This window comes from Roseivivax marinus, assembly GCF_900109705.1.
GTDB classification, from domain to species: Bacteria; Pseudomonadota; Alphaproteobacteria; order Rhodobacterales; family Rhodobacteraceae; genus Roseivivax; species Roseivivax marinus.
Genome location: NZ_FOAI01000012.1, coordinates 92,561 through 115,857 on the forward strand (window position 1 = coordinate 92,561; position 23,297 = coordinate 115,857).

Genomic DNA, 23,297 nt, shown 5'->3' on the forward strand with positions numbered 1-23,297 from the left:
AGAGGGAGGCCACCGCATGAGCTATCTTGGCATCGATCTGGGCACGTCGGGCCTGCGGGCGCTGCTGGTGGACGGCGAGGGCCGTCCCGTGGGCTCGGCCGAGCGGTCCTATTCCGTATCGCATCCCCACGCCGGCTGGGCCGAGCAGGACCCGGCCGCCTGGATCGAGGCGCTGGAGGGCGCGGTGGCGGACCTCTCCGCCGGGCATCCCGAGTTTGCCGAGCTGCGCGGCATCGGGGTCGCCGGGCACATGCACGGCGCCACGCTGCTGGACGCGGACGACCAGGTGCTGCGGCCCTGCATCCTCTGGAACGACACCCGCAGCCACGAGGAGGCCGCGCGCCTCGACACCGCCCGGGACGTCCGCGCGTTGTCGGGCAATATCGTCTTTCCCGGTTTCACCGCGCCCAAGCTCGCCTGGGTCGAGGCACACGAGCCTGACCTCTTCGCCCGCACGGCCAAGGTGCTGCTGCCCGCGGCCTACCTGAACCTCTACCTGACCGGAGAACATGTCTGCGACATGTCGGACGCCGCCGGCACCGCGTGGCTCGACACAGGCGCGCGGGACTGGTCCGACCGGTTGCTGGAGGTCGGCCACATGCGCCGCGACCAGATGCCCCGCCTGGTCGAGGGCTGCGCGGCCGCGGGCCGGCTGCGCGACGACCTGCGTGGCCGGTGGGGCCTGTCGCAGCCGGTCACCGTGGCGGGCGGGGCCGGCGACAACGCCGCCGCGGCCTGCGGGATCGGCGCGCGCGCCGAGGGCGACGGGTTCGTCTCGCTCGGGACCTCGGGCGTGCTTCTGGCGGCCCGCGACGGCTACGTGCCCGCGCCGGAGACGGCGGTGCACACCTTCTGCCACGCGGTGCCGGGGCGGTGGTACCAGATGGGCGTGATGCTCTCGGCCACCGACAGTCTCAACTGGCTGGCCCGGATCACCGGCGCCAGCCCGGCGGAGCTGACCGCGCCCCTCGGCGACACGCCCGCGGGACCGGGGCGCGTGCGCTTCCTGCCGTACCTGTCGGGCGAGCGGACGCCGCACAACGACGCCGCCATCCGCGGCAGCTTCACCGGGCTCGGGCAGGACACCACGCGCGACGACATGACCCGCGCGGTGCTCGAGGGCGTGGCCTTCGGCCTTGCCGACAGCTTCTTCGCGCTGCGCGAGACCGGTGCCGAGCTCGAGCGCTTGATCGCCATCGGCGGCGGCACGCGCTCGGCCTACTGGCTGCGCCTGATCGCCACGATCACCGGCGTGCCGCTGCACCTGCCCGAGGGGGGCGAGTTCGGCGCGGCGCTGGGCGTGGCCCGGCTCGGCCTGATCGCGGACACCGGTGCGAACCCCGATGACATTCTCTCGAAACCCGAGCTTGGCGCGGCCGTTGAGCCGGTAAGCGAGCTGCGCGACGTCTACGCCGAGGCCCATGGGCGCTTTCGCGAGGCCTACCCCGCGATCCGCGCCGCGCAGTAGACGAGGGCCGGTGGACCCGGTCGGAACGAAACGGTATACAACGGTAGACAATTTCAGAGGCTTGAGAACATGTCCGATCCCAACCTTCCCGACATCATCTACACCAAGGTGGACGAGGCCCCCGAGCTCGCGTCCTTCTCGCTGCTTCCGATCATCCGCTCGTTCGCCTCGGCCGCAGGCGTGAACGTCGGCCTGAAGGATATCTCGCTGGCGGGCCGCATCCTCGCGACCTTCCCCGAGAAGCTCACCGACGCGCAGAAGCAGTCCGACGACCTCAAGGACCTCGGCCGCATCGTCAAGGAGCCCGAGGCCAACGTCATCAAGCTGCCGAACATCTCGGCCTCGGTGCCGCAGCTGGTCGCCGCGGTGAAGGAGCTGCAAAGCCAGGGCTACGATATCCCCGACTATCCCGACGAGCCGCAGACCGACGAGGAAAAGCAGGTCCGCGCGCGCTATGACGGGATCAAGGGCTCGGCCGTGAACCCGGTCCTGCGCGAGGGCAACTCGGACCGCCGCGCCGCCGCCGCGGTCAAGAAATACGCCATGAACAACCCGCACTCGATGGGCGACTGGTCGTCCTCGTCCAAGACCCGCGTGGCGGCGATGGACGGCGGTGACTTCTTCTCGAACGAGGTGTCCACGACCCTCGGCGACGAGACCACCATGAAGATCGAACACGAGGCCGCCGACGGTACCGTCACCGTCCTCAAGGACGGGCTGTCGTTCCCGGCAGGGGCCGTGGTCGACGCGACCTACATGTCCGCGGAGGCCCTCGACGATTTCCTCGCCCGCGAGATCGAGAAGACCAAGGAAGAGGGAATCCTGTTCTCGCTGCACATGAAGGCGACGATGATGAAGGTCTCGGACCCGATCATCTTCGGTCACGCGGTGAAGATGTTCCTCAAGCCGGTCTTCGACAAGTACGGCGAAGAGCTGAAGGCCGCGGGCGTGAACCCGAACTCGGGTATCAAGGACCTGATGGCGCGCCTCGACGACACCGGCAAGGCCGACGAGATCCGCGCCGAGATCGATCGGGTGATGAAGGAAGAGCGTCCGCCAATGTACATGGTGGACTCGGGCAAGGGCATCACCAACCTGCACGTGCCTTCGGACGTCATCATCGACGCCTCTATGCCGGCCGTGATCCGCGCCGGCGGCAAGGGCTGGGGCCCCGACGACGGCCAGCATGACGTGGTCTGCGCGATCCCGGACAACTCCTACGCGCCCGTCTATGACGAGACGATCAAGTACTTCAAAGAGACCGGCGCGCTCGACCCGACGACCTCGGGCACCGTGCAGAACATCGGCCTGATGGCGCAGAAGGCCGAGGAATACGGCTCGCACCCGACCACGTTCGAGATCCCCGCGGACGGCACCGTCCGCATGGTGGACGGATCGGGCAACGTGGTGCACTTGCACAGCGTCAAGGCGGGCGATATCTGGCGGTCGGCCAGCGCGCGCAAAGCGCCGATCGAGGACTGGGTGAAGCTGGCGATCGAGCGTCAGAAGGCCGAGGGCTGCGAGGCGATCTTCTGGCTGGACGAGAGCCGCGCGCACGACGCCGAGCTCATCAAGTACGTGAAGCCCATCCTCGAAGAGCAGGGCGTCGCCGATAACTTCAAGATCATGGCCCCGCGCGAGGCGACCCGCCAGACGCTGGAGACGATCCGGAAGGGCGAGAACTCTATCGCGATCACCGGCAACGTGCTGCGCGACTACCTGACCGACCTGTTCCCGATCCTCGAGCTGGGAACCTCGGCCAAGATGCTGTCGATCGTGAAGCTGATGAACGGCGGCGGCCTCTTCGAGACCGGCGCGGGCGGCTCGGCGCCCAAGCACGTGCAGCAGCTGCAGGAGCAGAACCACCTGCGCTGGGACTCGCTGGGCGAGTTCTGCGCGCTGGCGGAAAGCCTCAAGTTCCTGGCCGACCAGCGCAACAACGAGAAGGCGCGCATCCTCGGTGAGGGTGTCGAGGCCGCGACGCAGGGCGTGCTCGACCACGACCGGTCGCCTTCGCGCAAGGTCGGCGAGCCCGACAACCGCGACAGCCATTTCTGGTTCGCGCTCTACTGGGCCGAGGCGCTGGCCGCGCAGGACAAGGACGCCGACATTGCGGCGCACTTCAAGCCCATCGCCGAGGCGATGAAGTCCAATGCCGACCAGATCACCAAGGAACTGGCCGAGGCGCAGGGCCAGGCGGTGGACCTCGGTGGCTACTACCACCCCGATGTCGACAAGACCGCCAAGGTCATGCGTCCCTCGGGCACGCTGAACGACCTCATCGGCTGATCCGGAACTTCCGAGACGCCTTGATGGAACGGCCCGGCGCCTGCGCCGGGCCGTTTTCGTGTGCGCGGCGACCAGACGACGGGGCCTGACCGGGAATAATCGCCGCAGGCCGCTTGACCGTCTTGCAAATCGTTCTCAGTTCTCCTTTGTTGCGAATTGTTCGCAAGAAAAGTCAGGAGACCCCACGATGCTCGGACGGCTATCCCTCGTCACCGCCCTCACGCTGGCCGCGGGAGGCGCGCAGGCGCAGGACGATCCGCTCAAGGTCGTGACCACCTTCACCGTCATCGCGGACATGGTGCGTAACGTTGCCGGAGATCACGCCGAAGTCGTGTCGGTGACCAAGCCCGGCGCCGAGATACACGGCTACGAGCCCACGCCGCGCGACATCGTCGCCGCGCAGGACGCCGACCTGATCCTGTGGAACGGGCTGAACCTCGAGCTGTGGTTCGAGCAGTTCCTCTCCAATCTCGGGGACGTGCCATCGGCCACGATCTCGGAGGGGATCGAGCCGATCCCGATCGCCGAAGGCGCCTACGAGGGGCAGTCGAATCCCCATGCGTGGATGGGTCTGGAAAGCGCGATGGTCTACGTGGACAACATCGCCGCCGCACTGTCCGAGGCCGACCCCGACGATGCCGAGGCCTACGCGTCCAACGCCGCCGCCTACAAGGAAGAGATCCGCGCGACGCTAGAGCCGGTGCGCGACCGGATCGCCTCCATCCCCGAAGAGCAGCGCTGGCTGGTGACCTGCGAGGGCGCATTCTCGTACTTCGCCCGCGATTTCGGCCTGCAAGAGCTGTATCTCTGGCCGATGAACGCGGATCAGGTGGGCACGCCCCGACAAGTCCGCGCGGTGATCGACGGGGTGCGCGAGAACGACGTGCCGGCGGTCTTCTGCGAAAGCACGGTGAACACCGCCCCCGCCGAGCAGGTCGCCCGCGAGACCGGTGCAGCCTATGGCGGCGTGCTCTACGTCGACTCGCTGTCCGAAGAGGGCGGCCCGGTGCCGACCTATCTCGACCTCCTGCGCGTGACCGCGACCACCGTGGCCGACGGCCTCGTCCCCGGGGACGGATCATGAGCGGCATCTCCGCCAGCCACCTGTCCGTCACCTACCGCAACGGCCATACCGCCCTGCGCGATGCCAGCTTCGAGGTGCCGGAAGGCTCCATCGCCGCACTGGTCGGGGTGAACGGGGCGGGCAAGTCCACGCTTTTCAAGGCGATCATGGGCTTCGTGCCTCTGGCACGCGGAGACATCACTCTCCTTGGCCGGACCGTGGCCGAGGCGCTGAAAAGCAACCTCGTCTCCTACGTTCCGCAGTCCGAAGAGGTCGACTGGGCCTTCCCTGTGCTGGTCGAGGACGTGGTGATGATGGGCCGCTACGGGCACATGGGGTTCCTGCGCCGCCCGTCCCGCGCCGACCGCGAGGCGGTGGACGCCGCGCTCGAGCGGGTCAACATGACCGCCTTCCGTCACCGCCAGATCGGCGAATTGTCGGGCGGTCAGCGCAAGCGCGTCTTTCTCGCCCGCGCGTTGGCACAGGACGGCCGGGTCATTCTGCTCGATGAGCCCTTCACCGGGGTCGACGTCACCACCGAGGAGCAGATCGTCGCGCTCCTGCGCGAGCTGCGGGACGAGGGGCGGGTCATGCTGGTCTCGACCCACAATCTCGGCTCGGTGCCGGAGTTCTGCGACCGCACCGTTCTGGTGAAGGGCACCGTGCTGGCCTACGGCCCGACCGAGGAGGTCTTCACCCGCCGCAACCTCGAAGCCGCGTTCGGCGGGGTGCTGCGGCAGTTCACGCTCGGCGGGAAGGACCTGCACGAGGACCACACGGACGACGACCGGCAGGTGTCGATCTTCACCGACGACGAACGACCGCTGGTCCATTACGGCGACCGCGCGCGCACCACGGCGGGGGAGGGGACATGAGCGTCCTGCTCGAACCCTTCGCCTATTCCTACATGTTCAACGCCATGTGGGTCTCCGCGCTGGTGGGGGCGCTCTGCGCGTTCCTGTCGGCCTATCTCATGCTCAAGGGCTGGAGCCTGATCGGCGACGCGCTTTCGCACTCGGTGGTGCCGGGGGTCGCCGGGGCCTACATGCTCGGTCTGCCGTTCGCGCTGGGGGCGTTCATCGCGGGCGGGCTGGCCGCAGGGGCGATGCTGCTTCTCTCGGAGCGCTCGGGGCTGAAGATCGACGTGATCATCGGGCTGATCTTCACGGCCTTCTTCGGCCTCGGGCTGTTCATGGTGTCGCTGAACCCGATGGCGGTGAGCGTGCAGACCATCACCATGGGCAATATCCTCGCCATCACGCCGGGCGACACCCTGCAGCTCGTGCTGATCGGAACCGTGTCGCTGGCGGTGCTGCTGCTGAAATGGAAGGACCTGCTGGCCGTTTTCTTCGACGAGACCCACGCGCGCAGCATCGGCCTGCGACCCGGGCGCCTGCGGCTGATGTTCTTCACGCTCCTGTCGCTGGCCGTGGTGGCGGCGATGCAGACCGTGGGCGCGTTCCTGGTGATCGCGCTTGTCGTGACGCCGGGGGCCACCGCCTACCTGCTCTGCGACCGGTTTCCGCGGCTCTTGACGGTGTCCGTGGCGATTGGATCGGTGACGAGTTTCGCGGGCGCGTACCTGTCGTATTTCCTCGACGGCGCCACCGGGGGGATCATCGTCTGTTTGCAGACCGTCGTGTTCCTCGCGGCCTTTGTCTTTGCGCCGAAGCACGGGATGCGCGCGGCGCGGGCCCGGGCGTCCGCGACGCTCGACGCCGATCCGGCACGGGATGGCGGTACGGAGGTGCGGGCATGAGCGCCGACCTCCTGATGCCGTTCCAGTTCCCGTTCATGCAGAACGCGTTCCTGATCGGGCTGATCGTCGCGGTGCCGACGGCGCTGCTGTCCTGTTTTCTGGTCCTCAAGGGCTGGGCATTGATGGGCGACGCGGTGAGCCATGCGATCCTGCCCGGCGTGGTGCTGGCCTGGATCACCGGCATTCCGCTGATCGTCGGTGCCTTCGCGGCCGGCATGGGGTGCGCGCTGCTGACCGGTTTTCTGGCCGAGAACAGCCGGGTCAAGCGCGACACGGTCATGGGCGTCGTCTTCTCGGGGATGTTCGGGCTGGGGATCGTGCTTTACACGCAGGTGAACACCAATCAGCACCTCGACCACATCCTCTTTGGCAACATGCTGGGCGTGGAGGGGCAGGACCTCTGGACCGCGGGGGCGATCTCGGTCGCGGTGTCGGCGGTGCTGCTGCTCAAGTGGCGGGACTTCCTGCTGCATGCCTTCGACCCGGCGCAGGCCCAGGCCTCGGGCCTGCCGGTGCGGGTTCTGCATTACACGCTGTTGGCGATCCTGTCGCTGACGGTGGTGGCGACGCTCTCTGCGACGGGGCTGATCCTGGCCGTGGCGCTGCTGATCGCGCCGGGGGCCATCGCCTTTCTGACCGTGCGCCGCTTCGGCGCCATGCTGGCGGTCGCGGTCGCGGCCTGCGCGGCCTCTCTGGTGGCGGGCACATACGCGAGCTTCTGGCTCGACAGCGCGCCCGCGCCGACGGTGGTGCTGATCCTCACCGCGCTGTTCGTGGCGGCGCTGGCGCGGCGACTGATCCTCACGCGGCATGCCTCGGCGCACGCCTGAAGGGCCGCGTGTCGTCGAGCTGCCTCGCGACAGCGCGAAGCGACAAACGAAAAGGCCCGCACCGGGAGAGGCGCGGGCCTTTGCTTGCAGGAAGCGCGGTGGAAGCTCAGGCGGGAACCGCCGATCCCCCGTCGCCTTCGGAGGCCGCGCCCTTGCCCTCTACGCGGTTCTCTTTCCACGCGCGGGGGAAGAAGATCACGTAAAGGACCGGGGCCGCGATCAGGGTCAGGATCGATGCGAAGCCCAGACCGCCCATGATGGTTACCGCCATCGAGGCGAAGAACGCATCGCCCAGAAGCGGCGTCATGCCGAGGATCGTCGTCCCCGCCGCGAGCACAACCGGCCGCAGACGCGACGTCGAGGCCTCGACCACCGCGCGGCGGAAGGGCACGCCCTCGGCCCGGGTCAGGTCGATCTCCTCGACCAGAACGATGCCGTTCTTGATCAGCATCCCCGACAGCGAGAGCAGGCCGAGCAGTGCCGTGAACGAGAACGGCAACCCGGTGCCCAGCAGCCCCAGCGCCACGCCGTTCACCGACATCGGCACCAGAAGCCAGATGATGAGCGGCTGACGCAGGGTGCCGAAGAGGAAGATCGAGATCAGCACCATCACCAGAAGCGACAGCGGCAGCTGCTTGCCGAGGCTCTCCTGCGCCTCGGTGGAGCTTTCGTATTCGCCGCCCCATTCCAGCGTGTAGCCCTCTGGCAGTTCCATCGCCTCGATGGTGCCCCGCACCTCCGAGAACACCGCGGCCGCATTGACGCCCGCCGGCACGCCGGCCTCGACGGTGATCGTCGGCAGGCGGTCGCGGCGCTGGTAGAGCGTGTCCTGAACCAGCGTGTCGAAACCGTCGACGAGCTGTTCCAGTGGGATCGCCATGTTCGCCGGCTCCGACCAGACGGGCCGATCGATGAGGTGCGATCCGCCGCCTTCGGCCGCGTCGGGGTCCCGCACCACGATGGGAATCAGCCGGTCGTCCTCGCGGTAGACGCCGGCGCGGGTGCCGTCCGTCGCCGCCTGCAGGGCGGTCGCCACGTCCTCGCGCGCGATGCCGGCGGTCTGCGCGCGTTCGGACGCATAATTCGGCGTCAGCACCAGCTCGCGCTCACGCCAGTCTGTGCGCAGGTCGACGAGCCGGTCCGACGCCTCGGTCATGCGGGCCGACGCCTCGTCGGCCAGCCGCCGCAGCACGTCAGGATCGCTGCCCGAGAACCGCGCCGCGATGGGCGCACCGCCGCCGGGCCCGAAGGCCAGCCGCTCGGTCCGGAATTCACCCTGCGGCAGGGCGCGCTTGCCGAAGTCCTCCAGATCGCTGCGCAGCGGCGGAATCTGCTCGAGCGTGGAGGTGCGGATGATGAGGTGGCCGTAGGTCGGCAGGCTTTCCTCGGGGGCATAGGTCAGCATGAAGCGCGAGGCTCCGCCGCCCACGAAGGTCGCCACCGACACGACCTCGTCACGCTCTGCAAGCCAGTCCTCGAGCACGCGCATGTCGTCTGAGGTGCGCCGGATGTCGGCACCCTGCGGAAGCTTGTAATGCACGTAGAACAGCGGCGTGTTCGAGTCGGGGAAGAACTGCTGCTTCACTTGCCCGAAGCCCCAGTAGCAGACCACGGTGATCGCCAGAAGCAGCACGACCACCAGCCAGCGCAGCTTGAGCGCCAGTCGCAGCACCGACGCGTAGGCTCGGAAGATCGGACCGTTATAGGCGCCGCCCTCGGCCGCGCCGCCCTGCTTGAACAGGTAGTGCCCCAGGAGCGGCGTTGCCGTGATCGCCAGCACCCAGGATAGCAGGAGCGAGATGCCGATGACGGCAAAGAGCGAGAACAGGAACTCGCCCGTCGCGTCCGGCGACAGGCCAATGCCCGCAAAGGCCATGATGCCGATGACCGTCGCGCCCAGAAGCGGGATCTGCGTTTTGTCGGCCACGTCCTCGGCGGCCTCGCGCGAGGCCTTGCCCGCGGCCATGTCGCCCTGCATCCCCTCGGCCACCACGATGGCGTTGTCGACCAGCATCCCCATCGCGATGATCAGCGCCCCGAGCGAGATCCGCTGCATCTCGATCCCGAAAACGGCCATGAAGAAGACTGTGCCCACCACCGTCAGCAGGAGCGTCACGCCGACCACGACCGCCGCGCGCCAGCCCATGAACAGCGCCAGTACGATCACAACGATCGCGACCGACATGGCGAGGCTGACAAGGAAGTCGTTCGAGGCTTCCTCGACCACCACGTGCTGCTGGTAGATCGGCTCGAAGATGACGCCGTAGGGAATGTCCGAGGTGATCTGGTCGAGCCGGGCGTCCACCCGTTTGCCGACATCGACGATGTTGAGGTCCGCCTTGCCCGAGACGCCCAGCGTGAACGCCTCGCGGCCGTCGAAGCGGATGATCTCGGAGGGGTCCTCGACCCGGCCGCGGTGGACCCGGGCAATGTCCGTCAGGTCGATCACCTCGCCGCCGACGCCGATGGTCAGGTTCTGGATCTCCTCGACCGAGTCCGATCCCTCGGGCGGCTCGATGCGGATCGACTGGCCGTTCTGGTCAACCGAGCCCGCGGGCGTGACCGTGTTGCTGTCGGCGATGGCCCCGATCAGCGCCGCGGGCGACACGCCCAGGTTGGCGGTGATCGCGGTGTCGGGTTCGACGAAGATCGCCTCTTCGGGCAGGCCCTGTACTGCCACGTCGGCCACGCCCTCAACCGCAAGCAACTCGCGGCGGATGAACGTGGCGATGTCGTGGGTCTCGGCGTCGGTGAAGCCGGGCGTCGAGATCGCGTAGAACAGGCCGTAGACGTCGCCGAAATTGTCGTTGACCAGCGACGGTCCCGCGCCGTCCGGAAGGTCGCCCTGCGCGTCGTTCACCCTGTTGCGCAGCTTGTCCCATATCTGCGGCAGCTCGGTGCCATCATAGATCGACTCGATCTCCACCTCGATCCGGCTGACACCGGGCTTGTTGGACGAGGTGATGGTCTTGACCTCGGACATCTGCTGGATCGCGGATTCCAGCGGCTCGGATACCTCGCGCGCGACCTCTTCGGCCGAGGCGCCGGGGTACTGGGTAAAGACGATCGCGTTCTTGATGGTGAACGCCGGATCCTCGAGGCGGCCGATATTCGCGAAGCCCCAGAGGCCGCCCAGAAGGCAGCCGATCATCAGGATCCAGGTGAGAAGCGCCTTGTCGATGGCGCCGCGGGCGACCTTCATGGCGTCACTCCCCCACGGTGGTGAAGCGGCGGACGGTCTGGCCGTCGCTCAGCTGCGAGGCGCCGGTCATGACGATCTCGGTGCCGACCTCGGGGCCTTCGAGCAGCGCCACGCGGCCGTCGGCGCGCGCCTCGATCTCGACCGGGGTGCGGTGCACAGTGCCGACGTCGGGGTCGTCGCCCGAGGGCTCGAACACCATGACCGAGGCCGAGCGGTCGGGCTCGAAGACCAACGCCGTCTCGGGCAGGAGCACGCCGGTGGAGGCGCCGAGCGCCGAGACCACGGTCACTGTCGCCGAGGCGCCGGGAAGGACCCATTCGCCGGGGTCCTCTGTGAAGGCGAGCGTCAGGTGGAACGTCTGGCCGACGTCGGCGGTCTCGGCCTCGAATTCCCGCGGCTCGAGTGCGTAGTCCTTGGAGGACTCGGGAAACGAGGCGGTGATCTCGACGTCCTTTCCGCCGGCGGCGCGGCGGAACAGCACCTCGGGGACGTCGATCGCCACGCGCTTTTCCGACATGTCGTGCAGGCGCACCACCGGCTGACCGGCCGAGACGGTCGAGAAGTTCGCGACCTCGCGCCGTGCCACCAGCGCGTCGAACGGCGCGTTCAATGTCGCGTCCTCGAGCTGGTCGCGGGCGTTCTCGACGGCGATCTCCGACAGCCGCACCTGTGTGCGCGCATCCTCGATCTGCACTTCCGAGGCCGCGTTGCCCGACAGTGCCTCGAGGCGCGTCAGGTCGCGCTCGGCCTTGGCGAGGTTGGTCTGCGCCTCGTCGAGCTGGCGGCGGAACGGATCGAGGTCGAGCCGCGCCACGAGGTCGCCCTCGGGGATCGCGCTGCCCTCGGTGGCCGGGAACTCGATGATCTGCCCGCCGACCTGAAAGGCGAGGTCCACGGTCTCGCGCGCTTCGACCCGGCCGTAGAAGCGCCGCGAGATGCGGTCGCCGCCGTCGTCGAGCGTCATCAGCTTGGCAGGGCGGGGCGGGCTGGACGCCTGCGCGGAATCCTCGGATTCCTGGGCGGCCACGATCGTGCCGGCAAGCGTCAGCGCGGCGATGAGCAACGTGCGGAACATGTGCGGGGAACTCCGTCCTTGGTTGCCTCCCCATTTGACGCGAGGTCCGGTCGCGGACAAGACTGAACGGTTCATTTTATGTGTGCGCGTCTACACAGAGGGGCCTCCACCCGGACCGGCGGAGTGCCGGTGAATCGGGGCAGTGATGCCACATTCCGCATTCGAGGCGCATCGCGCTCCGGTTTCATGCTTCCGGGACGCCTGCCATCCCCTTATTTAGAATAACGAAAAATTCCGATGAATGTGGAGCCGCCCCGATGTCGACCCGGTCCCGTGCCCTTGCGCGCAGCGCGCTTGCCCTTGCCGCCGTGGCCCTCCTCTCGACGGGCGCGGCGCAGGCGCAGGACCGGATTCGGCTTGGCTACGGACGGCTTTTCGTCAACGACTCGCTCGCCCAGTCCGAGGATCGCTGGCAGACTGGCGGCATCACCGCGAGCCGGGTCTGGGGCTACGGCTTCGATGGCGCTTTGCCCGGCCGCGCCGGCGACCTGCTGGAGCTCAGGACCCACGGCCGCGCCATTGCCCCGGCGAGCCTGCACCGCCTCGACCCAGACGACCGCCTTTATGCCGGCGTCCTGTCGGCGGGGCTGCACACCCACTTTCAACGTCGCGGCGCCGAGGTGGCGCTGGGCGGCGATCTTGTCTTCACCGGCCCGCGGACCGGCATCGACCAGGTCCAGACCGCGGTGCATGACCTCATGGGCATCCGTCCGCCATCGTCCGAGATCCTCGACGCTCAGATCGGAAACGGCGTGCATCCGACGCTGGTGGCCGAGATCGGCAGCACGCGCGCCCTCGGCGCTGCGGGCCGGCTGCGGCCCTTCGCCGAACTGCGTTGGGGCGACGAGACGCTGGCGCGGGCGGGACTGGACCTCACGCTGGGCGGGTTCGGGGCCGACGCGCTGATGGTGCGCGAACCGGTGACCGGCCAGCGCTACGAGGTCATCGGCGCAGCCGAACCGGGGTTCAGCGTTGTCTTCGGCGCCGACATCGCGCAGGTCGCGGACAGCGTCTACCTGCCCGACGACAGGGGCCCCGACCTTCGAGCGACCCGGTCTCGCCTGCGCGCCGGACTGCACTGGCAGGGCCAGGGCCGGAGCCTGTATTACGGGCTCGCTCGCCTCGGTCGGGAGTTCAAGGGACAGGGCGAACCGCAGCTCGTGGGCGCCGCGCGTGTAAGCTGGGAGTTCTAATTCTCGTATCGCGGGAATTGAATGTTGCAGTTGCGCAACCATGCTCGTGCAAAGATCGAACATCGGCGCGCAGGCCCCTGACACGCTTTGAAAAAGTTCGGATCGACCGTTACTCCTGACCATAGTTAACAATAAGTTAAATGGCAGGGTTCGAGCATGACAACGGGCTTTCAGGGCACGTTCGTCATCTCCTGGGCGCAAACCGGTGTGGACGGATTGGAGGCGGCCCCGGTCGGCTCTCTGGCGGTGGGATCGGCATGGTCCTGGCGCGGGGAGGCGATCCGCGTGGACGGCTCCGGGCCGGCGCCGACCGCAGGCTGGCCCGACGGAGAGACGGACATGCGCCGCCGCGCGGCGCGCATGGTGCAGGGCATCGCGGGCCGCGCGCTCGACGAAACCGGCGGGCACCAAGGCATCGGCGGGCCGGGGCTCTTCGAGGATCGCAGCTTCGTGGTGACCAACGGGGTGCGGAGCTACACCATCACGCTGATCGCCCTCTCGGGCAGCCTGCCGCCGCTGCTGATGTTCCTGGGCGAGATGCCGCCGCGGAACACCGACCTGTGGGTCGTGCACCACACGCTCGAGCCCACGGCACCGGCCGCCGCCGATCCGGCCACACCGGGGGCAGGGGGCGTGATCTGCTTCACACCGGGTACGCGCATTGCCATGGCCGACGGCACGAGCGCGCGCGTCGAGGATCTGCGCGAGGGCGCGATGGTGCAGACCAAGGACAGCGGCGCGCAGGAAATCCGCTGGATCGGGTGCCGCCGCATGTCCGGTGCCCGTCTCTTCGCCATGCCGCGTCTTCGGCCGATCCGCATCCGCGCGGGCGCGCTCGGGGTCGAGCGGCCCGACGACGAGGTGCTGGTGTCGCCCGACCACCGGATCGTGGTGCGCGGGCACGTCGCGCGGGCGCTGTTCAACACGCCCGAGGTGCTGGTTTCTGCGCGTGACCTCGTGAACGGCGACACGGTTGTCACCGACGTCACGGTCAAGGAGGTGAGTTACATCCACCTCCTGTTGCCGCGGCACGAGATCGTCTTCGCCAACAACGTCGAGACAGAAAGCTTCCATCCCGGGCAGTCGGCGCTCGAGACGCTGGCGCCGGGCGACCTCGCCCGGCTGCGCGCACTGATGCCCGGGATCGACCATGCGCCGCACGCCTACGGTGCGACCGCGCGGCGAAACCTCACGTCATCGGAGGCCGCGATCCTCCTGCACGAGGCGGCGTGACCGAAGGGGGCCGTGCGTAGCCCCCGTCCTGTGTCGAAAGTGAAGCGCAGTTTCCGCCTATGACGGCGCTCACTCGCGCAATTCGTCCGGTGCCACGCCCCAGAGCGCGGCCTTGCGGCCCCAGCCGCTCTGGCCGCCGGCCTCCAGTTCGCACCACTGCGCCAGGCACGACCCCAGCCGGGCGATCACCCCGAGCGCGAGCTTGGCGGTCATCTGCGACCCTTCGGCGGGCCGCGCGTAGAGCGGCAGCATGTCCTGCTGGACGACCACGGTGCGCACGCCGGACAGCAACGAGTAGTGCACCCAGCCGCCGGCGCCGTCCTTGTCGCGCACGCGGCGCCAATGGCCGTATTCGGCGGTGATCTCCAGCGGCATGTCGCGGCGCATGTAGACCCAGTCGATCCGGTGGGTCAGCGACGGCCCGCGCCGCACGTTGCCCTCGGAGGCCTTCATCGAGACGTAGCGCGGCAGCGGCAGGTTGGTGACCGGTCCGCGGTCGGTGGTCGCGGCGCCGCTCGGAGCCACAGCGCCCACCGCGAGGGCCAGCGCCAGCACGCCGCCCGTGACGAGGTTCTTCATGACAATTGTCCTGCTCGGTTTTCTCCGGCCGGGGTTCTTGTGCCCCGTCCCGTCTTGCGACACTCTGCCCCGAAAGAATGTTGCTTGGAAGACGGGGGCCTCGAGCATGCCATCAAAACGGCTGAGTGTTGTCGTCACGCGACGCCTGCCGGACGACGTGGAAACACGGCTGTCCGAGCTGTTCGACGTGAAGTTGCGCGACGACGATACGCCGATGACGCGGGGCGAGCTGCTGGACGCGATGCAGAGCGCGGACGTGCTCGTGCCGACGCTCACCGACACGATCGACGCCGGGCTTATCGGACAGGCCGGCGACCGGCTGAAACTGATCGCGAACTACGGCGCGGGCATCGACCACATCGACGTGGACACCGCGAGGACACGCGGGATCCTCGTGTCGAACACGCCGGGCGTGGTGACCGAGGATACCGCCGACATGGTTATGGCGCTGATGCTCGGCGTGACGCGGCGAATCCCCGAAGGCCTCGCGACGATGCAGGAGGGTGCCTGGAACGGCTGGGCGCCGACCGCGTATCTCGGCCATCGGATCGGCGGCAAGCGGCTGGGCATCCTCGGCATGGGCCGGATCGGGCAGGCCGTCGCGCGCCGGGCGCGGGCCTTCGGGATGCAGGTTCACTACCACAATCGCCGGCGCCTGCGCCAAGAGACCGAGACCGCCCTCGAGGCGACCTACTGGGAAAGCCTCGACCAGATGCTCGCGCGGATGGACGTGGTGTCGATCAACTGCCCGCACACGCCCGCGACCTTCCACCTGATGAACGCGCGGCGCCTTGCGCTGATGAAGCCGTCGGCGGTGATCGTGAACACCTCGCGCGGCGAGGTCATCGACGAGAACGCCCTCGTGCGGCGCCTGCGCGCCGGCGAGCTGGCGGGCGCCGGCCTCGACGTCTACGAGCGCGGCACCGACACCAACCCCGAACTGCGCAGCCTGCCCAACGTCGTGCTGCTGCCGCACATGGGCTCGGCCACTCGCGAAGGGCGGCTCGAGATGGGCGAGAAGGTCATCATCAACGTCAAGACCTTCGCCGATGGCCACCGTCCCCCGGACCAGGTGCTGCCGTCAATGCTGTGACCGCCCCCGGCGCCGGCGGCGTGCCGGCCCGCACCGCTGCGAGCCCCGCCCGCGCGAAGTCGAACAGTTCTTCCTCGGACAGCCGGTGAACGAGCTTTGACAGGGGCGCGCCGCCACTCCAGTCCGCGAACCGCAAGGCCTCTTTCTCGGACGCGGCCATGTCCCATGCGGACAGGCGCCGCCCGGGTGCCGAGCCGCGCGCCAGCATCCGGAGCCCGGTGTGCCGGGGATCGGTCAGCAGGTGATGGTAGAGCAACACCAGCGACGTGCGGTGCCCCTCGCAGACCTGCACGAAATGCCCGTCCTCGTGATGCAGGTAGCCGGTGATCCCCGCCTGGGCGTTGTTGCGCCGGGCGGTGAGGAAGATCGCGGCGGCAGCCGAACTGCCGGTCGGGACCAATGACCGGCTGATATAGATGAAGTAGTCCAAACCAACGTCCCGTGCGCGCGCTCTCTCGCGGATAATGCCGGGCAGCTGATGAACAAATGGTTGACGCGAAGCGGACCGAAGCGGCGCTTGCCGGGGCGGACTGACCGCCCCGGCCGCGTCGGTCAGCTGACGTCCTTGTAGCTGATCTCGCGCGCGTCCGAGCCGGGGCCGGCCTTGTCGCGGCGCACCAGCAGACGGTTCAGCGCGTTGATGTAGGCCCGCGCCGACGCGACGACCGTGTCGGTGTCCGCCGACTGTCCGGTGGCGATCATGCCGTCCTCTTCCAGCCGGACGCTGACCGTGGCCTGCGCGTCGGTGCCCTCGGTCACCGCGTTCACCTGGTAGAGCTGCAGCTCGGCGCCGTTGGGATAGCACTCGCGCACGGCCTTGAAGGTCGCGTCCACGGGGCCGTCACCCTCGCACGTGGCCGAGACCTCGGTGCCGTCGATCTCCATTTCCAGCTCGGCGCGGGCCGGGCCACCGGTGCCGCACTGCACGGCGAGGTTCACGAGCTCCAGCCGGTCGGCCATGCCGTCGGTGGTGGTGGCCGTGACCAGCGCGAGGATATCCTCGTCGTAGACCTCCTTCTTGCGGTCGGCGAGGTCCTTGAACCGCACGAACAGGTCCTTGAGCTGGTTGTCCCCCACCTCGACGCCCAGCTCCGACAGCTTGGAACGCAGGGCCGCACGGCCCGAATGCTTGCCCATGACGAGGCTGGTCGCCGAGAGGCCTACGTCCTCGGGGCGCATGATCTCGAACGTCTCGGCGTTCTTGAGCATCCCGTCCTGGTGGATGCCGCTCTCGTGCGCGAAGGCGTTCTTGCCGACGATCGCCTTGTTGAACTGCACGGGGAAGCCCGACACCGTCGCGACGCGGCGCGAGATGTGCATAATCTTCCGGGTGTCGACGCCTGTGTCGTAGGGCATGATGTCGCCACGCGTGCGCAGCGCCATCACCACCTCTTCCAGCGCGGTGTTGCCTGCCCGCTCGCCGAGCCCGTTGATCGTGCACTCGATCTGCCGCGCGCCTCCCTCGACGGCCGCGAGGCTGTTGGCCGTCGCCATCCCGAGGTCGTTGTGGCAATGGGTTGCGAAGATCACCTCGTCCGCGCCGGGCACCGTCGCGATCAGCCGCCGGATCAGGTCCGCGCTTTCGACCGGCGCGGTGTAGCCCACCGTGTCGGGAATGTTGATCGTGGTCGCACCCGCCTTGATCGCGATCTCGACCACCCGGCAGAGGTAGTCCCACTCGGTCCGCGTCGCGTCCATCGGCGACCATTGCACGTTGTCGCAGAGATTGCGCGCGTGGGTCACGGTCTGCTCGATCCGCTCGGCCATCTGCTCCTTGTCGAGGTTCGGGATGGCGCGGTGCAGCGGCGAGGTGCCGATGAAGGTGTGGATGCGCGGCCGCTCCGAATGACGCACGGCCTCCCAGCAGCGGTCGATATCGGTCGGGTTGGCGCGGGCGAGGCCGCAGATCACCGATTGCTTGGAGCGTTCCGCGATCTCCTTCACGGCGCGGAAGTCGCCTTCCGAGGCGACCGGGAAACCCGCCTCGATGATATCCACCCCCATGTCGTCGAGAAGCTCCGCGATCTCGAGCTTCTCGGCATGGGTCATCGTCGCGCCGGGCGACTGCTCGCCGTCGCGCAGCGTGGTATCGAAAATCAGGACGCGGTCCTTGGGGGCATCTGTCATGGGTCTGGTGCTCTGTGACGTGGCTTCTGAATGATGTGTCGGCGTTCGGCGCGTCGTCCCTGTCTCCTCTGAGCGGTCGCGCCGAAAGGCCGCGCTCAGAGGCGGGTAAGCAGAAGCAGGCCGAGCGGAAGTGCCGCCCCGAGGGGGCGTGCGAGCGTCGCGATATGGCCGGTCGTCATCATGGGCCGGACAATAACGCCTGTTTCGTGAATGAAAAGTGCCGATTTCCGCATTCGTGCGCCTCGCCGGAGCGATTTTTCTTGCATTCCGTCCGGCACACCCCCACTGCGTCGCCCATGACCGGCACATGGATCATCCGACGAGGCCTCTGATCGCCTCCGCCCGCGCCGCCCCGCCAGGGACCTACGCGCCCCGTCGTTCCGTGCCCGCCGGCACATCTCCCGCAAACTTGACTTGCCCGTGGGGCCTTGGCACCAATCGGGCTCTCTCATTCCAGAGGATGCGACCCATGATCCCCTCGATCCTGCCGACCTACAACCGCGCGCCGCTCTCCTTCGAGAGAGGCGAGGGCGCCTGGCTGATCGAGGCCGACGGCCGACGCTTCCTCGACCTCGGCGCGGGCATCGCGGTGAACGCGCTCGGCCACGCCCATCCCGCGCTGATCGCGGCGCTCGAGGCGCAGGCCGGCAAGCTCTGGCACGTCTCGAACCTCTACCGGATCCCCGAGCAGCAGCGCCTCGCCGATCAACTCGTCGGCGCCACCTTCGCCGACACGGTATTCTTCACCAATTCCGGCACCGAAAGCTGCGAACTCGCGGTCAAGATGGCGCGCAAGTACTGGTACGAGAAGGGCGCGCCCGAGCGCACCGAGATCGTCACCTTCTCGGGCTCGTTCCACGGCCGCTCCTCCGCGGGCATCGCCGCCGCGGGGTCCGAGAAGATGGTCAAGGGCTTCGCGCCGATCCTGCCGGGCTTCGTGCACGTGGACTGGGCCGACCATGACGGGCTCAAGGCCGCCATCGGCGAGCAGACCGCCGCGATCCTGATCGAGCCGGTGCAGGGCGAAGGCGGCATCCGCCCGCTGCCCGACCAGTGCCTCCAGGGCCTCCGCAAGCTCTGCGACGAGCACGGCATCCTGCTGATCCTCGACGAGGTGCAATCCGGCATGGGCCGCACCGGCAAGCTCTTCGCGCACGAATGGGCGGGGGTGACGCCGGACATCATGATGGTCGCCAAGGGCATCGGCGGCGGTTTCCCCCTCGGCGCCGTGCTCGCCACCGAGCGCGCCGCCGCCGGCATGACCGCGGGCACCCACGGCTCGACCTACGGCGGCAACCCGCTCGCCTGCGCGGTGGGCTCGGCCGTGATGGACCAGATGCTGGCCGACGACTTCCTGCCCGAGGTGCGGCGCAAGGCCGGTCTCCTGCGCCAGAAGCTCGAGGGGCTGGTCGCCACCCATGCCGGCGTCTTCGAGGAGGTCCGCGGACAGGGCCTGATGCTCGGCCTCAAGTGCCGCGCGGCGAACACCGACGTCGTGCAGGCGGGCTACGACCACGAGGTCATCACCGTCCCGGCGGCCGACAACGTGGTGCGCCTGCTGCCCCCGCTCATCCTCTCCGACGAGGAGATCACCGAGGCCGTCCGCCGCCTCGACCGCGCCGCCACCCACGTTGCGCTCTCGAAATAGGCGGCGCGACCCCGCGCCTTCGTCCTGGCTGCAATATCCCGGGGGCCCGGGGGCAGCGCCCCCGGCCGACCCGCCGGCCTCACCGGATCAGATGTATGACACACTTCGCCGCGCCTCGTTCCGCCCGTACCGCCGCCCGAGCGGCGCGCCCGGCCGGAACCTGATCTTCTTCTCGTAGCAAATACTCCGGGGTCCGGGGCAGCGCCCCGGTCCGCCGCCGCACAGGCAGACCGACAGATGAACCATTTCCTCGACATCCACACCACCGACCCCGCCGACCTCGACGCGATCCTGAAGAATGCCGCGCGCATGAAGGAGGCCCGCAACGGTGCGCCCAAGGCGACGCCGGACGCCGAGCAGCCGCTGAAGAACCACATGGTCGCGCTGATCTTCGAGAAGCCCTCGACCCGCACGCGCGTCTCCTTCGACGTGGGCGTGCGCCAGATGGGCGGCGAGACGATGGTTCTGTCGGGCACGGACATGCAGCTCGGTCACGGCGAGACCATCGCCGACACGGCGCGCGTGCTCAGCCGCTACGTCGACATGATCATGATCCGGACCTTCGACGAGAGCGTGCTGCAGGAAATGGCCGAATACGCCAGCGTGCCGGTCATCAACGGTCTCACCGACCGCTCGCATCCCTGCCAGATCATGGCCGACCTCCTGACCTACCAGGAGCACCGCGGCGACATTCGCGGTCGCAAGGTGGTCTGGTCCGGCGACGGCAACAACGTCTGCGCCTCGTGGCTGCACGCCGCCGCGCAGATGGGCTTCGACTTCACCTTCACCGGCCCGGTGCAGCTCGACCCCGAGATGGAATTCGTGGGCCTTGCCCGCAACAAGGGCGTTCAGGTCACCATCGAGCGCGACCCGATGAAGGCGGTCGAGGACGCGGACCTCGTGATTACCGACACCTGGGTGTCGATGCACGATGCCCAGTCCGCCCGCGAGCGGCGGCACAACATGCTCCGGCCCTACCAGATCAACGCGAACCTGATGGAGAAAGCCAAGCCCGACGCGCTCTTCATGCACTGCCTTCCCGCGCACCGCGAGGAAGAGGTCACGTCCGAGGTCATGGACGGCCCACACTCTGTCATCTGGGACGAGGCCGAGAACCGGCTGCACGCCCAGAAGGCCGTGATGCGGTGGTGCCTCGGGGCGTGAGCCAGCGACGCACCGCCAAGCCGGCAGCGCGGGTGCCGCGCCGCCCCGGTGCGCCGGGCCTCCGCGCGGAGTCCGCATGACCCGGTTGCCGATCGAGGACGCGCTGCCCGAGTTGATCGCGGCGCTGAAGGACCGCGGCCGTGCGGTGCTCGAGGCGCCGCCCGGCGCCGGCAAGACCACCCGCGTGCCGCTGGCGATGCTGGAGGCCGGCGTCACCCCCGGCACCATCGTCATGCTGGAGCCGCGCCGCCTCGCCGCGCGCGCGGCGGCCGAGCGCATGGCCGAGACGCTGGGCGAGCGCGTGGGAGAAACCGTCGGCTACCGCATCCGGGGCGAGTCGAAGGTCGGGCCGGACACCCGCATCGAGGTGGTCACCGAGGGCATCCTCACCCGGCGCCTGCAATCCGATCCCGGCCTCGACGGCGTCGGCGCGGTGATCTTCGACGAGATCCACGAACGCTCCCTGAACGCCGATCTCGGGCTTGCGCTCTGCCTCGAAGTGGCGGGCGCGCTACGCGAGGACCTCGTGTTGCTGGCCATGTCCGCCACGCTCGACGCGGGCGGTCTGGCCGAACTGATGGATGCCCCCGTCGTCACCTCGGCGGGCCGCGCCTTCCCGGTCGAGACCCGCTGGCTCGACACACCCGTGCCCAAGGGCCGCCGGTTCGAGGACGCTGCCGCCGACCTCGTGATACAGGCCGCCCGCGAGACCGGGGGCGGCATCCTCGTGTTCCTGCCGGGCGAGGGCGAGATCCGCCGCGTGGCGCAGCGGCTGTCCGGTGCGTTGCCGGGCGATCACGTGGTCCGCCCGCTGTTCGGGGCGATGGACTTCGCCGACCAGCGCGCCGCGATCCGCCCCGAGACTTCGGGGCGCAAGGTGGTGCTCGCCACGGCCATCGCCGAGACCTCGCTGACCATCGAGGACATCCGCGTGGTCGTCGACGGAGGCAAGGCCCGGCGCGCGCGCTTCGACCCGGGCTCGGGCATGTCGCGGCTGGTGACGGAGCGCGTGACCCGCGCCGAGGCAACGCAGCGCGCCGGTCGCGCGGGGCGGGTGGCCGAGGGCGTGGCCTACCGGCTCTGGACGAGGGGAGAGGAGGGCGCGCTTTTTGCCCATCCCCCGGCCGAGATCGAGGCGGCGGACCTCGCGGGCCTCGCCCTCGACCTGGCACTCTGGGGCGCGGCGCCCGAGGATCTGCCGTTCCCCACGCAGCCCAACCCCGGCGCCTATGCCGAGGCGCAGGCGCTCCTGCGGATGCTGGGTGCGCTGGACGCCCGCGGGCTGGTGACGGAACACGGACGCAAGCTGGCCGGGCTGCCGCTCCATCCGCGGCTCGCACACATGCTGCAGGTGGCCGGACGGGACGCCGCACCGTTGGCCGCGCTGCTCGCGGACCGTGATCCGCTCAAGGGGGCGCCGGCCGACCTGCGCCTGCGGCTCGAGGCGCTGCGCAATCCCAAACAGGCGGCGGCGTCGCGCCCGCACGAGGTGCGCCGCGCCGGCGTCGCGCGCATCCGGGAAGAGCAGAAGCGCCTCGCCCGCGCGGTGACCGCGGATGGGTCGGATCTTTCGCCTGCGGCAATGGCGGCGCTGGCCTATCCCGACCGGATCGGCCTGCGGCGAAACGGCGATGCGCCGCGCTACGTGCTGTCTGGCGGCAAGGGCGCGATCTTCGACGCCGCCGACCCGCTGGGCGGGTCGCGGCTGATCGTGGCGATCGATCTCGATGGCAACCCGCGCGAGGCGCGCATCCGGCAGGCCGCGCGACTGGAAGAGGCCGAGCTTCGCGCGCTCTACGCCGACCGGATTGCCTGGGAGGACGTCTGCCACTGGTCGCGCCGCGAGCGGCGGGTGGTGGCGCGGCAGCGGGAATGCTTCGGCCGGCTGGTCCTCGATGACAGGGTCTGGCGCGACGTGCCCGGGGACGTGGTGGCCCGCGCCATGCTCGACGGGGTGCGCGAGTTCGGCCTCTCGCTGACCCCGGCCGCGCGCCGGCTGGCTGCGCGGGTGGCGCTGGCGCGCGAGGCGGGTGCCGACCTGCCCTCGATGGAGGAGGACGCGCTTCTCGACACGATGGAGGAGTGGTTGCTGCCGTTCCTGTCCGGCGTGCGCAGCATCGAGGACTGGAAGCGCTTCGACCCGGTGCCGGCTCTGCGCGCGCGGCTGGACTTCGCTCAGATGCAGGAACTCGACCGTCGCGTGCCCGGGGCCTTCGAGACGCCGCTCGGCCGGTCGATCCCCATCGATTACTCCGGCGACCACCCCGAGATATCCTTGCGCCTGCAGGAGATGTTCGGGCAGACCACGCACCCCACGGTCGGAAACCAGCCGCTCAAGGTGACCCTGCTATCGCCTGCGAACCGGCCGGTCCAGACCACGATGGACCTGCCCGGATTCTGGGCGGGCTCCTATGCCGACGTGCGCAAGGACATGCGCGCCAGCTATCCGAAACATCCCTGGCCCGAGGACCCGACCAGGGCCGACCCGACGCTGCGCGCCAAGCCCCGGGGGCGGTGACGGGCGGAACAGGCGGGCCGGGGCGTCGCCCCGGAACCCGGGATGTTTCGACCGGG

At 69.0% G+C, this 23,297-nt stretch carries 17 protein-coding genes; 12 read left to right on the forward strand and 5 right to left on the reverse strand.

All coding sequences use genetic code 11. The features are described 5' to 3' along the window. Positions 1-16: 16 nt before the first annotated feature. The 6 genes from xylB to BMX29_RS14745 all read left to right on the forward strand — a co-directional run bounded on the left by xylB (position 17) and on the right by BMX29_RS14745 (position 7,409). Positions 17-1,468 (forward strand): xylulokinase, encoded by a 1,452-nt coding sequence (gene xylB / locus BMX29_RS14720; protein WP_092814198.1) that lies wholly within the window; start codon positions 17-19, stop codon positions 1,466-1,468. A 69-nt stretch (positions 1,469-1,537) separates the two neighbouring features. Next, complete coding sequence (locus BMX29_RS14725) at positions 1,538-3,757, forward strand: NADP-dependent isocitrate dehydrogenase (protein WP_092814201.1); 2,220 nt, start codon at positions 1,538-1,540, stop codon at positions 3,755-3,757. A gap of 187 nt (positions 3,758-3,944) precedes the next feature. After that, on the forward strand, positions 3,945-4,841 hold the full coding sequence (locus BMX29_RS14730; protein WP_092814204.1) for a metal ABC transporter substrate-binding protein: 897 nt from the start codon (positions 3,945-3,947) through the stop codon (positions 4,839-4,841). Further along, the gene (locus BMX29_RS14735; protein WP_092814207.1) at positions 4,838-5,695 is read left to right on the forward strand and encodes a manganese/iron ABC transporter ATP-binding protein; all 858 of its coding nucleotides are present in this window, start codon (positions 4,838-4,840) and stop codon (positions 5,693-5,695) included. Before BMX29_RS14730 ends, BMX29_RS14735 begins: the two co-directional genes overlap by 4 nt. After that, a complete protein-coding gene (locus tag BMX29_RS14740; protein ID WP_092814210.1) occupies positions 5,692-6,579 on the forward strand; it encodes a metal ABC transporter permease in 888 nt (295 codons plus the stop codon). The genes BMX29_RS14735 and BMX29_RS14740 overlap by 4 nt, the downstream gene beginning before the upstream one ends. After that, positions 6,576-7,409, forward strand: coding sequence for a metal ABC transporter permease (locus BMX29_RS14745; protein ID WP_092814213.1), 834 nt, complete (start codon positions 6,576-6,578; stop codon positions 7,407-7,409). The genes BMX29_RS14740 and BMX29_RS14745 overlap by 4 nt, the downstream gene beginning before the upstream one ends. A 106-nt stretch (positions 7,410-7,515) precedes the next feature. On the opposite strand, the gene BMX29_RS14750 is transcribed toward BMX29_RS14745, so the two are convergent. After that, the gene (locus tag BMX29_RS14750; RefSeq protein WP_092814216.1) at positions 7,516-10,611 is read right to left on the reverse strand and encodes an efflux RND transporter permease subunit; all 3,096 of its coding nucleotides are present in this window, start codon (positions 10,609-10,611) and stop codon (positions 7,516-7,518) included. Positions 10,612-10,615: 4 nt separating this feature from the next. After that, the gene (locus BMX29_RS14755) at positions 10,616-11,686 is read right to left on the reverse strand and encodes an efflux RND transporter periplasmic adaptor subunit (RefSeq protein WP_092814219.1); all 1,071 of its coding nucleotides are present in this window, start codon (positions 11,684-11,686) and stop codon (positions 10,616-10,618) included. Between the two features lie 257 nt (positions 11,687-11,943). On the opposite strand from BMX29_RS14755, the gene BMX29_RS14760 reads away from it, so the two are divergent. Next, entirely contained in the window at positions 11,944-12,879 is a 936-nt protein-coding gene (locus tag BMX29_RS14760; RefSeq protein ID WP_092814222.1) for a lipid A-modifier LpxR family protein, read from the forward strand. A gap of 156 nt (positions 12,880-13,035) precedes the next feature. Further along, a complete protein-coding gene (locus BMX29_RS14765; RefSeq protein ID WP_092814224.1) occupies positions 13,036-14,112 on the forward strand; it encodes a Hint domain-containing protein in 1,077 nt (358 codons plus the stop codon). Positions 14,113-14,181: 69 nt separating this feature from the next. On the opposite strand, the gene BMX29_RS14770 is transcribed toward BMX29_RS14765, so the two are convergent. Then, entirely contained in the window at positions 14,182-14,691 is a 510-nt protein-coding gene (locus BMX29_RS14770) for an SH3 domain-containing protein (RefSeq protein WP_043843245.1), read from the reverse strand. Positions 14,692-14,797: 106 nt separating this feature from the next. On the opposite strand from BMX29_RS14770, the gene BMX29_RS14775 reads away from it, so the two are divergent. After that, positions 14,798-15,784 carry a 2-hydroxyacid dehydrogenase gene (locus BMX29_RS14775; protein WP_092814226.1) on the forward strand — a complete coding sequence of 329 codons (987 nt, stop codon included), beginning with the start codon at positions 14,798-14,800 and terminating at the stop codon, positions 15,782-15,784. On the opposite strand, the gene BMX29_RS19285 is transcribed toward BMX29_RS14775, so the two are convergent. Next, positions 15,726-16,214 (reverse strand): BLUF domain-containing protein, encoded by a 489-nt coding sequence (locus BMX29_RS19285; RefSeq protein ID WP_175471200.1) that lies wholly within the window; start codon positions 16,212-16,214, stop codon positions 15,726-15,728. The two genes, BMX29_RS14775 and BMX29_RS19285, sit on opposite strands and share 59 nt — an antisense overlap. 122 nt (positions 16,215-16,336) lie before the next feature. Then, the gene (locus tag BMX29_RS14785; protein ID WP_043843249.1) at positions 16,337-17,911 is read right to left on the reverse strand and encodes a 2-isopropylmalate synthase; all 1,575 of its coding nucleotides are present in this window, start codon (positions 17,909-17,911) and stop codon (positions 16,337-16,339) included. Positions 17,912-18,380: 469 nt separating this feature from the next. On the opposite strand from BMX29_RS14785, the gene BMX29_RS14790 reads away from it, so the two are divergent. From BMX29_RS14790 to hrpB, 3 genes are all read left to right on the forward strand, one after another. Continuing rightward, positions 18,381-19,559: an aspartate aminotransferase family protein gene (locus BMX29_RS14790; RefSeq protein WP_043843250.1), complete on the forward strand. Its 1,179-nt coding sequence runs from the start codon at positions 18,381-18,383 to the stop codon at positions 19,557-19,559. A 237-nt stretch (positions 19,560-19,796) separates the two neighbouring features. Further along, positions 19,797-20,723, forward strand: a complete 927-nt coding sequence (gene argF / locus BMX29_RS14795) for an ornithine carbamoyltransferase (RefSeq protein WP_092814232.1) — start codon at positions 19,797-19,799, stop codon at positions 20,721-20,723. A gap of 76 nt (positions 20,724-20,799) precedes the next feature. Further along, a complete protein-coding gene (gene hrpB / locus BMX29_RS14800) occupies positions 20,800-23,241 on the forward strand; it encodes an ATP-dependent helicase HrpB (RefSeq protein WP_092814235.1) in 2,442 nt (813 codons plus the stop codon). Positions 23,242-23,297: the final 56 nt, after the last annotated feature.